Source organism: Rhodococcus sp. MS13 (assembly GCF_013277835.1).
In the GTDB taxonomy this organism is placed as follows: Bacteria; Actinomycetota; Actinomycetes; order Mycobacteriales; family Mycobacteriaceae; genus Rhodococcus_F; species Rhodococcus_F erythropolis.
The window spans coordinates 71,038-83,604 of the sequence record NZ_VBTL01000012.1; the positions used below are offsets into that span (position 1 = coordinate 71,038).

Below are 12,567 nucleotides of genomic sequence, written 5' to 3' on the forward strand. Positions count from 1 at the left end.
CGATCTGAAATCGCGGGCAGGTCCCGACCGGACCGGTCCAATTAACGATACTGGAATTCACGGTAGGAAACTAGCATCAGTCCGGAGTTGTCCGATTTCAACCGTCCAACCGTCGGTAGATGGACCGTATTTCGTCCAAGGCGACGTTCTGCTGAGCCATGTCCAATCCCAGTGCCGCCACCGCCTCACGCAGACGGCGGATATCGAGATCGTCTATCGCCGGTCGAAATTGCACCTTCGGTAGCGCGGGGAGGGCAGCCGCGATTCCGAACCAATTCTCGACGTCTACCGGAACAGTCGACTCGTCCTCCACTCCCCCGATCAACTGCTCCAGGTCGACCCCGCGAAGTCTCAGCAACCTCAGCGGATCGGTGTCGATCCGCTCGGCAGTCAAGAACGCCACGGCCGCAGCGTGTTTGCACGGCCAGCCGACATCGGGGCAGGTGCAGTCGAAACGGAAAGCCGACGGGCCGTCCGGTATCAGTTGGGCAGCAAGCATGTCCGGGACAGTGCCGGACACCAGCGCGGCAAGGCTTCCCGGCACTCGGCGGATCTTGGTGATGATGTCGTCGATATCCGATTGATCAAGAGTGTCGATCGACAGCGTGGAAACAAAAGGTTGAAGTTGGCTGCCCTGAACCTCGGCCGTCACCACTCCCGGTTCGATGTCGAGCGCCAAAACCTGACCCGAACGCGCATACGTTCGCCCGCGCGTGACACGAGGTTTGTCGCCGATCTCTTCGACGACGCGGACAAAAGCCTTGCCCCAGAACGTTCTCCCGAACGCTGGACGAGGCTTGACCGGCGCAGGTGCTCGCCGCCGGGGCCCGGTGTACTCGCTGAAATCGGGGCCTTTACCGCGCGGACTCATTCGCCCACCGCGTCGTCGCCGAGTCGCAACAACTCGTCCAATTGCTCGACGCTCATCTCCGTCACCCAGTTCTCACCGGTCCCGACTGCAAGTTCGGCGAGTTCACTTTTACTCGCGATCATCGTGTCGATTCGCTCTTCCAAAGTTCCGACACACACCATCTTGCGGACCTGCACGTTCTTTCTCTGACCGATGCGGAAGACACGGTCCGTCGCCTGGTTCTCAACCGCCGGGTTCCACCATCTGTCGAGGTGAACCACATGGTTGGCCGCTGTGAGATTCAGGCCCGTGCCGCCGGCCTTGAGCGAGAGCACCATGATGGGCGGACCGTCTGCGCCTTGGAATGCCTCGACCATCGCGTCGCGTCCAGCCTTGGACACTCCGCCATGGAGAAACGGAACCTCGGTGGTGAACCGGTCGGCCAGGTACGGCACCACTAATTCCCCGAACTCACGAAACTGTGTGAAGAACAGAACCTTCTCGTCGTCGGCCGTGACCGACTCGACGATATCTTCGACCAGGCCAAGTTTTCCCGAACGGTGTTGCCCGCGGCGCATCACCGGCGAACCGTCGCGCAGGAAGTGCGCCGGATGATTGCACACCTGTTTGAGTTTGGTCAGCGCAGACAGGACGGCGCCTTTGCGCTTCATCCCTTCCGTTCCCTTGATCTGCGCCATCATCTCGTCCACCACGGCGCGGTACAACGCCGCCTGTTCCTCACTGAGATTCGCTCGAACAGTCATCTCCAACTTCTCCGGGAGATCCGCGATCACGGAGGGATCGGTCTTGACCCGTCGCAGCACAAAGGGTGACGTGACGGCTCGCAGTCTCGAGACGGCAAGTTGATCTTTTTCCCGCTCGATCGGCACGACAAACCGTTTGCGGAACATCTGCTCAGAGCCGAGTACCCCGCGATTGGCAAAATCGAGGATGGACCGCAGCTCGTCCAGCCGGTTCTCCACCGGTGTTCCGGTCAGAGCAACGCGATGGTCCGCAGGAATGCTGCGAGCAGCGCGGGCCTGAGATGTCTTGGCGTTCTTGATGTGTTGAGCTTCGTCAAGCACCACGCGCCGCCAGTCGAGATCCTTGAGCGCCGCGACGTCGCGGGTCATGAGCGCGTAGGTGGTGATCACCAGATCACTCTCACGAACTGCCTGTTCCAACTCCGCCCCGGTAGCGCGATCCGAACCGTGATGAATGTAGACGCGCAGGCTCGGCACAAATCGCGCCGCTTCACGCTGCCAGTTTCCCACGACCGACATCGGGCACACCAAAAGTGTTGCTGTCTTGGACTTCTCGTGCGCAAGTAACGCCAACAGTTGCAGCGTCTTACCCAGACCCATGTCGTCGGCCAGTACCGCGCCGAGCCCGAGAGCACTCATGTACGCCAACCAGTCGAGACCGCGTCGTTGATACGGACGCAAAGTCGCGTTGACCGTCGACGGTACCGCGACCTGCCGCGGAGCCACCGACTGGTCGAGCAGTGCCGAAGCCCATCCGGTTGCCTTCACTTCCTCGACCGGCAGGTCGTTGAGGTCGTCGGCGATCAAATCCTTGATCAGATCGACAATCGCTCGGTCCCCGCTCGAATGCCGCTGACTGACAAAACGAGCCGCGCGGGCCAGTACGTCTTTGTCTGCCTGCACCCACTCGCCGCGCAACTGGACCAGATCGGACTTCGCGTCGACGAGTCGGGTCATTTCCTCGGCGGTCAGTACCTTGTCTCCGAGCGCCAATTCCCAATCGTATTCCAGCAATTGATCCATACCGACCGTGCGATTCTCCGCAACGATCGGAGACGACGCCGAGGTCACCCGCACACGCAGCGAAGGAGACACCACGTTCCAGGCGCGGGGAAGCAGCAGCGTGATTCCCCGCTCTCGCAAGACAATCGCGCCGTGTCCGACCAGGTCCATCACGACCGGCGTGGGCAGCAACAGATCGAGACTGTCTTCGTCGCGCGGCACGTCGCGAAAACGTGGGTACGCCTTGATCGCCTCTTCGAGCTTCCGACTGCCGAGCTGGATGCGTTTAGGGTCGGCCCGGTGCAGTCGAACACGCTCGGGCGCTTCGCCTTCGGGACGCAGGCACACCTGCAGACGCCACAGCGCATCGTCGTCCGGATCGGAATTGTCGTCGAGTTCCGGCTCGATCAGCCGCAGAACCAGGTCCGGCTCTCCGGCGGTGAACGTGGATCCCCATTCGGCGAGTCCCTCGGCCGCTCGTACCGACACGTCGTCGAAAGCGTCCCCGGACAACACGGCCTGCCACAGCGGGGTCTGCACCACCGGATGCGAGTCACCGAGAACACGACGGACGATCGGGTCCGTGAGTTCGTTCGTGATGTCTTCGATCGTCGCCCTCGGCGAGCCGACCGCCCGCTGCACCGGCGGCATGGCCACTACCAATTCGCCGATCCAGGCGCGCTGGCGTTCCCCCACCGACAACTGCCACCGCGGCCACCAACTACCCTCGGCTCGCGTCAGCGCCGGCACCACCCGGCCGGCGCGCACCCAACGGTCGATTCCTCGCGCCACGTGCACGAGAAAGTGCAGGTCTCCCGCGATTCGCTGATCGTCGGCCTTGAACCGCAGCAGGAGAGCGACTGCGTCCGGCGGCGCCAACGCAACAGCTGCGTACTCACTCTGCAAAGGCCCGCCAGGCACGGGCGGCATAGCGACATTCACACGATGACGGAACTTACGATGCAGGACAGCACTGACCGGATCTCGCGGATCGTCGGTTCCGGCACCGTCGTGCCCGTCGACCCACAGTTTGAGCCCCGATCCCGGTGACCAGAGTCCATGCAGCATCCGACCATCCAATCAGGTGCCACCGACACCGCTCTTCGTCACCACCCTTCCGGACCGTCCTTCCGATCTGGCTGGGCAATAGGCTGGCAGTCATGACGACGGCATACGGCTTCACCGAGTACGGCGGACCCGACACACAGTCCTACTTCGACGTCACCCTGCCCCCACCGGGTGCCGGCCAACTGCTGGTGTCGGTCCGAGCGGCGGGCGTCAACCCAGCTGACTGGAAAGTTCGCGCGGGTACTCGAAAAGATACTGTCCCGGTGACGCTGCCTGCGGTTCTGGGCCGCGAAGTGTCCGGTGTTGTCATCGGAGTAGGTCCGCGGGTCACCGAGTTCGAGGTCGGCGACGAAGTGTTCGGCGCTACCGCTACCGGCTTCGGCGGCTACGCCGCGTCGACATTGCTCAACGTCTCCTCGACAGCACACAAGCCGCCGACCGTGTCCTGGGCCGATGCCGCGGTGCTGACAGTTGCGGCGGGAACGGCTTACGACGCTCTCCACGGTCTGGATCTGAAACCCGGGGCAACACTCCTGCTCCTCGGTGCCGGCGGCGGCGTTGGTCGAAGCACGACCGCGCTTGCGGTGTCTCGCGGCATCGACGTCATCGGCGTCGCGAGTGAGTCCAAGCGAACCGCGATCGAGGGAGCGGGAGCACGGTGGGTTGCGTCGGGGGACGCCTTCGCAGGCAAAGTGTCCGCGTTGTCCCCAGACGGAGTGGACGCGGTTTTCGACCTGGTCGGCGGGGACACTCTCACTCGCGGCGCTGAGGTCGCCCGACCGGACGCGCCGATCCTGAGCATCGCCGATCCTCTGGCGGCAAGCCGGCTCGGCGGCGGTGGTGTCGAACGCCGAAGAACTACAGCAGTATTCACGGAGGTCGCGGCGCTCGTGGCCGACGGGACCCTCGACCCGTCCGTGTCCGGCCGTTACCCATTCTCCCGCGCTGGGGAAGCGCTCGCTGCAGTCGAAGACGGCCATGCACCCGGCAAAGTGGTGATCGAGTTCGGCTGATTCCTGTCGGCCCGCGATGGTTCAATCACGGTCGACGACGGGCGGCGTTGAATCACCGTCTACAACGGACGGGGGCACAGGTGGTTGCACGGTTATCTGCGATCCTGTCGACGCTCGCGCTCGTATGTCTCGTCGCGTCCTGCGGATGGTTCGGGGACGAGCGTCTCGATTCGGCCCCGGGCAGCCCGACACGATCGGAGCTCGAATCGCTGCTGTCCCGGACCGCGATTGTCGACAACCGACCACATCCGGGTGGATACGAGCGCGGCTGCGGTAACGGCGAGGCTTGCGTCTTCGGCCCCGCTTGGTCCGACGACCAGGACGCACCTGGTGGCCACGACGGGTGCGATACCCGCAACAACGTTCTGGCCAATGATCTCTCGGACGTGGTGTTCAAACCGGGAACACGTGACTGCGTCGTACTGTCGGGCGCGATGACCGACCCGTACTCCGGTGATCGCATCGAATTCGAACGCAGCCAGGCCGAGTCCGTCCAGATCGACCACGTCTTCCCACTCGCCGCGGCTTGGGACTTCGGCGCGAACTCCTGGACGCCCGCGCTTCGGATGAGGTTCGCGAACGACACGTCACTGAACCTGTTGGCCGTCAACGGCCCCGACAACCAGTCGAAAGGCGACAGCACGCCCAGTGAGTGGTTGCCGCCCAATCCGGCATACCAATGCTTTTACGCCGGCAAGTACTTGACCGTCGCGATTTCCTACGACTTACCGGTCAGCCGGGCGGATCACTCGGCGTTGACAGAACTCGCCACTCGCTGTTGAGCTACCGGCCGTCCTTCACCACTCGACCGCTCTGAATGACGAGTGCGATGCGCTCACGATCGGCGAAGATGGACGGATCAGTCAACGGATTGCCGCGGAATGCAACGAAGTCGGCGAACTTGCCGACTTCGATGGTGCCGACCTCGTCGGCGATGCCGAGAATGTCGGCGTTGATCCGGGTAGCGGAAACCAATGCGTCCATCGGGGTTTCGACCTTGGCGCGCAGGACTAGCTCCATTCCCCGGCCCGTTTGATCGGTACCGATGAGGTCCGATCCCAATCCCACTCTGACGCCGGCATTTCGAGCAGCAAGAAGCCCGTCGATCTGACCCTGCATCATCTGGCCGATCCGAGCCGAAATCGATTCGGGTAGACCTGCTGACGCCGCACTGTCCGAGAGCGCCTGCACCACAGCCAACGTCGGCACCAACGCGACGTCGTGCTCGGCCATCAACTTGGCAGTCTCGTCGTCGATACCTGAGCCGTGCTCGACGCATTTCGCGCCGGCAGTGACAGCGTTTCGGATTCCCTCGTTGTTGTGGGCATGCACCGTGACATAGGTACCGCGCGCATTGGCTTCCTCGACGGCAACTTCGATCTCGTCGACCGTGAACTGGGTATCGGTGAGCTTGTCATGAGTGGATACCACTCCCCCGGTGACACACAGTTTGAGGAAGTCCGCACCCCTGCGGAACGTCTCGCGAACGTTCTTTCGCATTTCGTGCGGACCGTCGGAAAGCAGAGACATACAACGTAATCCGGGGATGTCATGATCGGACCAGTCCGAAGTCGGCTCCCACTCGGCCGCCAGGTGTCCGTGTCCACCGGTCTGGCACTGGATCGGGCCGCACTGAATGATCCGCGGACCCGGAATCTTGCCCGAGGCTACAACTCCGGCGAGTCCACCGTCGATTCCGCCGCAGTCACGAACAGTGGTGAATCCCCCGTCGAGGGTCGATGCGCAGGTCGCGAACATGTCTGCAGCGAGCTCGGCTACCGAGATCTGACGCCGCAGGCTCGGTGCGAGATCGCTCGATCCACCGAGATGAACGTGTGCGTCGATGAGGCCGGGAGTGATTGTCAGCCCGGTGCAGTCCAGCACCTCCGCCCCCGCAGGCGGCGTGCCACCGAGTGCACTGATGCGGCCATCTTCCACGGCAACAGCGCAGTTCTCGATCGGGTCCGCGCCCGTGCCGTCGATGATCGTTGCACCGGTCAGCCATACGACAGACATATTGAATGTTCCTCCGACGTGTACCGATCGCCGGAAGATTCCGCCGACATACCGAATAGGGTTCGGTTAGTATGATGCATACCGGCTCCCGAAATCAAGGAGTTGTCATCAATCGATCAAGTCCGAGATTGCCGACGAATCCCTCACCAGGAGAATCGATGCCGCGTCCCACTCAGCCGATACTGTCCACGGGAAACATCACCGACGCGGCTCTGGATGCTGTCGACGCAACCGGCGACTTCACCATGCCCGGGATCGCCAAGCAACTGAACGTGACTCCGTCTTCGCTCTACACACATATTTCGGGTCGATCCGAGATCGTCGAACTCATGCGCATCCGCGTGATGTCGTCGATCTCCGTCCCCCACCCACCCGCAGGATGGAGCGAACGGATCAGCGCGTGGGGGTGGGCATATCGCCGAGCTGCCGTCGAACATTGGCGCCTCATCCCGCTACTCATGACACGCAGCGTCCGCACCGAGGTGACTTTTGATATCGATACTGCACTGGTTCAAGCATTTTCGGACGGGGGTTTCGATTCGACCGATACGCGTCACGCAATTTCCACGCTGGACAGTCTGGTTCTCGGATCCGTCGTGAAACTCTCGACGCCGGATGTCGCGTGGACTCAATCCTCCAACCCGAGCGAGGTCACGCGTGAGGCCGCGAACCCACTGCGAACCGACGACACCTTCGACTTCGGCCTGCGAACGCTGATCGCTGGATGGATGGCCCAGTGCGTCGTCCGCCTGTATACCGAATCCCATTCGGATCTACCTGTCACTTCACGGTGAACGACCTCGTATGCCATCCAGTGGCTCCACCGGGAATCGGCGGAGTGCGCTCTTCCACCTGAACGTTCCCGTCCAAATCCGTCGCTCTGACCTGCACGGTGTGCAAACCTGAGCCTGCATCCCACATCCACGACCATTGACGCCAGGTGTCGATCGAGTACTCCTGCGCCAGTGTCGCCGGTTGCCATTCGCCGTTGTCGACGCGAACCTCGACCTTCTCGATCCCGCGATGCTGCGCCCAGGCCGTTCCCGCAACCAGCACCTGGCCCGGCTCGATCGGCGCCAAAGCCGCCGGCACCTCGATACGCGACGACGTCTTGATCGGTGCCTGCGCACCCCAACCGCGCTGGGTCCAATAGGCCTCGACCTTGTCGAAACGCGTGAGTTCCCACTCCGTCACCCACTTGGTAGCGGAGACGAAACCGTACAGGCCGGGAACTACCTGCCGAACGGGATAACCGTGCTCGAACGGCAACGGCTCACCGTTCATCGCCACGGCGAGAATCGCGTCACGGCCGTCGGTGACTATCTCGACCGGGGTGCCGACTGTGAAGCCGTCGACGCTGGTCGACAGGAGCATGTCGGCGTCGGGATGGACACCGACTTCGTCGAGCAGGTCCTTCATGGGATAACCGATCCACTTCGCGTTCCCGGCCAGAACGCCGCCCACCTCGTTGGAAACACACGTCAGCGTGATGACTCGCTCGATGGGCGTTCTCGCCACCAGATCGTCGAACGACAACGTCATCTCGCGGTCCACCATTCCGTGAATCCGCAGTTCCCACGAATCCGTCGTCAATTGCGGAACGAGGAGTGCAGTGTCGATTCGATAGAAGTCGTCGTTGGGCGTGATGTACGTCGACGCACCCGCAATCGCGATGTCCGCACCCGCTGGAATCGGCGGCGCCGGGTCAGCGGCAGTGGGCACGACAAAGTCTTCACGATTCGCTACTGCTCCGGCGATTCTCTGCCCCACGAACTTCCCGGCGGCACCCGCTGCCGCAGCCACTGCCAACGCCGCACCTGCCAGCAGAAGGAACTGACGACGAGGCAACCACGAGTCGGCGACGCCAGGCGAGAGCGGCACCTCCAACTGTGTGATCAGCAGCCGCAAGGTTGCGACGCCCGCCACCACACCGACCAGGGTCGGGAACACGTACATCGCATCGGCAGTCGGGCGCTGCATCGCCGCATACACACCAACCGCGCCCAGAAGGACAAGGATGACACTGCCGATCGGGCGGCGGCGCCGTTCCAACAGCCCGGCCACCGCACCGAGCAGAACGATCAATATCGACATTCCGATGAACAGCGCCGGCTTGTCGTTGGTGCCGAAGGTGTCGATTGCGAACTCGCGAGCCCACGCCGGGGTTCGGTCGACGGTCGTTGCCCCGACGGCGTAGAAGGGCGACGCGTCCGGGTTGATCGGCAGCGCCACCAGTTCACCGACGCCCAGGACGACAGCCGCGGCCAAGACCCCGGAGATCGCGTGAGCAGCCCATCTACGACGCGGTGGACGAGATTCGGTGCTCGGATGCTCGTCGATGTTCTGTGTGACCATGTCGTCTCGGCTCTGTCGGTGCGAGTGGTGCTTCGATCGGATACCCGATATTCGGCGCTGCGGGACATCCGGATGGGTGCACTCCTTTATCAAGAACTACGCCGAACTCGCGATTAGAGTGGGGACAATGACCGTCGACCTCAACAAGGACACGCTCCTGTGCATGTCGCTCTCCGGGCGACCGAGCAACATCGGCACGAGGTTTCACAATTACCTCTACGAGGAATTGGGCCTGAACTTCGTCTACAAAGCCTTCACCACCGAAGACGTGCCAGCCGCGATCGGCGGCATCCGAGCACTCGGGATTCGAGGCTGCGGGGTGTCGATGCCGTTCAAGGAACAGGTCATCGAGCACATCGACGTCATGCATGATTCGGCCAGCGCCATCGACTCCGTGAACACGATCGTCAACGAGTCCGGAGTGCTGCACGCCTACAACACCGACTATCAGGCGGTGGCCGATCTACTGCGTGACAACGACGTCGACACGAGCCTGTCCGTCGCAGTCGCCGGCAGCGGCGGCATGGCAAAAGCAGTCGTCGCCGCGGTGCGCGACACCGGATTCACCGACGTCACCGTGATCGCCCGCAACCAGCAAGTGGGGTCGTCGCTCGCGAAGCAGTACGGCTTCGACTGGCAGGCCGAACTCGGCGAGCTTCGTCCCGGTGTGCTGATCAACGCCACTCCGATCGGTATGTCCGGCGGCGCAGAAGCAGATGCACTGTCGTTCCCCGAACAAGCAGTGCGCGACGCCGATGTCGTCTTCGACGTCGTCGCGATGCCTGCGAACACGCCACTGATCGCGTTGGCGACCGAACTCGGCAAGACGGCGATCACGGGAGCGTCGGTCATTGCCCTTCAGGCCGCCGAACAGTTCGTGCTCTACACCGGCGTGCGTCCGAGCGCGGAGCAGATCCAGCGAGCGTCGGAATACTCACGGGCGTAGGAACCACGTCGCCGTGAACGAGACCGGGGAGACTCCACCTCAACAACTCGCGCGGAACTTCAACGAGTTGTTGCAAGAACTGCGCGTCGCGCTCTCTGGCGTTCAGATCCTGTTTGCCTTCTTGCTGGCCGTGGCATTCACCGAACGCTACGAGGAAGCGTCGGCGTACATCCGCGGCATCCACTTGGTGACGGTGATACTTGTTGCCATCTCGTTCGGGTTCCTGATGGCACCCGCGGTCTGGCATCGCATGCTCTTCCGCCGTGGGCACCGCGAGAACATATTGCCCGTGGCCAACCGATTCGCCCTGTGCGGCATAGCCTTTCTCGCCGCCTCCATGACCGGCACGGTCCTGTTGATCGCCGAGGTCGCCGTCGGCGGAGTTGCTGCGAAGGTCTTGGCAGCGTGCGCTGCGATCATGTTCACGGCACTGTGGTTTCTCGTGCCGTCATTCATCGATCGCACCAAGAGCTGACTCAGGCTCCGGTGTCGACGGCGCGAGTGCTGTCGTTCGACCACTGTGACCACGAGCCCGGGAACAGCGTCGCGTCGTAACCGGCGATCGCGAGTGCCGCAATCTCATGCGCTGCAGTTACTCCGGATCCGCAGTACACCGCGACACTGTCTCCGGCGCCCAGTCCGGCGAACCGCTCACGCAGGCGGGTCGCGTCCAGGAACCGACCGTCGCCGGTGATGTTCTCCGCGGTCGGCGCGCTCACCGCACCGGGGATGTGCCCTGCGACGGGATCCATCGGCTCGACCTCGCCGCGGTACCGCTCCCCTGCTCGGGCGTCGAGAAGCACACCGCCCGCACGCGTCCAGTCGCCGACGCCGTCGATGTCGACCGTCGGCATGTTGCCGCCGGCGAAAGTCACATTGCCCGGAGTGGCTGACTCACCGATACCGGCCGCCAACGGCAGTCTCGCGGACTCCCAGGCCTGTAGTCCGCCGTCGAGCAGTCGGACATCCGAGAGCCCGGCCCACCGCAGCAGCCACCAACCACGGGCAGCGGCCGTGTTGCCGGTGGCGTCGTAAAGCACCACCGAATCACCGTCGTCGATTCCCCAACGACGCGCAGCGTCCTGCAGGTCTTCGAGACTCGGCAGCGGATGCCTTCCCTTGTCCGGCGACGGCGGCGAGGCAAGTTCCTCGTCGAGGTTCACGAAGACCGCGCCGGGAATATGGCCGTCGCGAAAATGCTGCTCGCCGTTCGAATCACCCAGCGCCCATCGGACATCGAGCAATCGCGGCGCAGCGCCGGCCTCGATGAGAGCGGACAGTTCTTCGACGTCGATCAGCACGGGAAGTGTCATGAGCCCATCCTGACACGACCACTCATGCAACCCCGAAGAAGGCACCGAGACCCACCAACAACACTCCCGTCACCACGTCGATTCGCTTGCCGACGCCAGGACGACGCAGCTTCTTGCCGGCTCCGGCCGCCAGCACCACCACGATCGCCCACCACAGTGCCGCGGCGACCACCGTCGCGCCCGCCAACATCAACGTGCGCAGCCCTGCGCCTTCACCCGGCTCGATGAATTGCGGGAGTAACCCGAGAAAGAACAACAGCGCCTTCGGGTTCAGCAAGTTCGAGAGGAAGCCGTAGCGAAATGCCGTGGTGACCGCGATCGGTTCTTTCGCTGCCGGAATTCCTTCGTCCGAGGCTCGGGCCTTGAAAGCACTTCGAATCGCGGAGATGCCGAGCCAGGTCAGATATGCCGCCCCGGCGTATGTGAGCGCGGAGAGCAACTGTGGCCGTGTCGCCACAAGTGCGGAGAGACCCAGTGACGCGGCAGCGGTGTGAACGAAGAGCCCGGAAATCACGCCGGCGGCCACCACCGCGCCGGTCCGACGATCTGCCAGGGAATGACGCAGGATCAGGACAAAATCCGGTCCCGGCGTGAACAAGACGATGGATAGCAGGGAGCCGAAAGCGAGCCATTGACCGACACTCATCCGAAATACCTCACACCCGAGCTGATTCGAGACACATGTTCATGCCAGGAGTGTGCAACTGGATCCGGGAAGTTCAAAACGACTCCGGATATAGTTCGGCAGATGACGAAGAATGAGCCTCTGGATCCGGTGGACTGGAAGATTTTGGCCGAATTGCAGAACGACGCGTCGATCACCAACAAGGTGTTGGCCGATCGAGTCGGTTTGGCGACGTCCTCGTGCCACGAGCGCGTACGACGCCTACGTGCCAACGGAACGATCAGCGGTATCCACGCGGTTGTCGATCCGGCAGCCGTTGGCCGGTCGATGCAGGCGATCATCGCCGTTCAACTGCGACCACACCGCCGCGACCTCGTCGACCGGTTCACCGCCGACGCCCTAGCACTGCCGGAAACGCTTGCGCTCTTCAACGTCTCGGGGCCTGAGGATTTCTTCCTCCACGTCGCGGTCCGTGACAGTGCTCATCTACAGCGAGTATTGATCGACCACCTCGCCGCACATCCCGAGGTCTGGCACGCCCAAACGCACCTCATCTACGGCAAAGCGGTCACCTCACCCATCCGACCGGACAGGTAAATCGGGTCTGGGGCGGGT

The 12,567-nt window shown here is 62.9% G+C and carries 12 protein-coding genes; 6 read left to right on the forward strand and 6 right to left on the reverse strand.

Features of this window, described 5'->3' with window-relative positions; genetic code table 11:
* Nucleotides 1-97: 97 nt before the first annotated feature.
* Together FEZ59_RS25215 and FEZ59_RS25220 are read right to left on the reverse strand one after the other, a co-directional pair.
* Nucleotides 98-871, reverse strand: coding sequence for an SWIM zinc finger family protein (locus FEZ59_RS25215; protein ID WP_007726128.1), 774 nt, complete (start codon nt 869-871; stop codon nt 98-100).
* Entirely contained in the window at nt 868-3,684 is a 2,817-nt protein-coding gene (locus FEZ59_RS25220) for a DEAD/DEAH box helicase (RefSeq protein ID WP_172933373.1), read from the reverse strand. The genes FEZ59_RS25215 and FEZ59_RS25220 overlap by 4 nt, the downstream gene beginning before the upstream one ends.
* Before the next feature lie 92 nt (nt 3,685-3,776).
* Between FEZ59_RS25220 and FEZ59_RS25225 the strand changes: the two genes are divergently transcribed.
* Both FEZ59_RS25225 and FEZ59_RS25230 read left to right on the forward strand, forming a co-directional pair.
* Nucleotides 3,777-4,697, forward strand: a complete 921-nt coding sequence (locus FEZ59_RS25225; RefSeq protein WP_172933374.1) for an NADP-dependent oxidoreductase — start codon at nt 3,777-3,779, stop codon at nt 4,695-4,697.
* An 80-nt stretch (nt 4,698-4,777) separates the two neighbouring features.
* Nucleotides 4,778-5,479: a DUF1524 domain-containing protein gene (locus tag FEZ59_RS25230; RefSeq protein ID WP_172933375.1), complete on the forward strand. Its 702-nt coding sequence runs from the start codon at nt 4,778-4,780 to the stop codon at nt 5,477-5,479.
* 1 nt (nt 5,480) lies between these two features.
* Here FEZ59_RS25230 and FEZ59_RS25235 read toward each other — a convergent pair whose 3' ends face one another.
* The gene (locus FEZ59_RS25235; protein WP_172933376.1) at nt 5,481-6,713 is read right to left on the reverse strand and encodes an amidohydrolase family protein; all 1,233 of its coding nucleotides are present in this window, start codon (nt 6,711-6,713) and stop codon (nt 5,481-5,483) included.
* A gap of 158 nt (nt 6,714-6,871) precedes the next feature.
* Between FEZ59_RS25235 and FEZ59_RS25240 the strand changes: the two genes are divergently transcribed.
* A complete protein-coding gene (locus FEZ59_RS25240; protein WP_172933377.1) occupies nt 6,872-7,507 on the forward strand; it encodes a TetR/AcrR family transcriptional regulator C-terminal domain-containing protein in 636 nt (211 codons plus the stop codon).
* Here FEZ59_RS25240 and FEZ59_RS25245 read toward each other — a convergent pair.
* Entirely contained in the window at nt 7,494-9,068 is a 1,575-nt protein-coding gene (locus FEZ59_RS25245; RefSeq protein ID WP_020908339.1) for a molybdopterin-dependent oxidoreductase, read from the reverse strand. The two genes, FEZ59_RS25240 and FEZ59_RS25245, sit on opposite strands and share 14 nt — an antisense overlap.
* Nucleotides 9,069-9,195: 127 nt before the next feature.
* On the opposite strand from FEZ59_RS25245, the gene FEZ59_RS25250 reads away from it, so the two are divergent.
* Complete coding sequence (locus FEZ59_RS25250; RefSeq protein ID WP_060938998.1) at nt 9,196-10,014, forward strand: shikimate 5-dehydrogenase; 819 nt, start codon at nt 9,196-9,198, stop codon at nt 10,012-10,014.
* Nucleotides 10,015-10,027: 13 nt separating this feature from the next.
* Nucleotides 10,028-10,489 carry a DUF6328 family protein gene (locus FEZ59_RS25255; RefSeq protein ID WP_003941357.1) on the forward strand — a complete coding sequence of 154 codons (462 nt, stop codon included), beginning with the start codon at nt 10,028-10,030 and terminating at the stop codon, nt 10,487-10,489.
* A gap of 1 nt (nt 10,490) precedes the next feature.
* Here the strand turns inward: FEZ59_RS25255 and FEZ59_RS25260 are convergent, their stop codons facing one another.
* Complete coding sequence (locus FEZ59_RS25260) at nt 10,491-11,327, reverse strand: sulfurtransferase (RefSeq protein WP_172933378.1); 837 nt, start codon at nt 11,325-11,327, stop codon at nt 10,491-10,493.
* 22 nt (nt 11,328-11,349) lie between these two features.
* Nucleotides 11,350-11,973: a LysE family translocator gene (locus tag FEZ59_RS25265; protein ID WP_003941342.1), complete on the reverse strand. Its 624-nt coding sequence runs from the start codon at nt 11,971-11,973 to the stop codon at nt 11,350-11,352.
* Between the two features lie 102 nt (nt 11,974-12,075).
* Here FEZ59_RS25265 and FEZ59_RS25270 point away from each other — a divergent pair, with 102 nt between their 5' ends.
* Nucleotides 12,076-12,549, forward strand: coding sequence for an Lrp/AsnC family transcriptional regulator (locus FEZ59_RS25270; RefSeq protein ID WP_003941284.1), 474 nt, complete (start codon nt 12,076-12,078; stop codon nt 12,547-12,549).
* Nucleotides 12,550-12,567 lie beyond the last annotated feature (18 nt).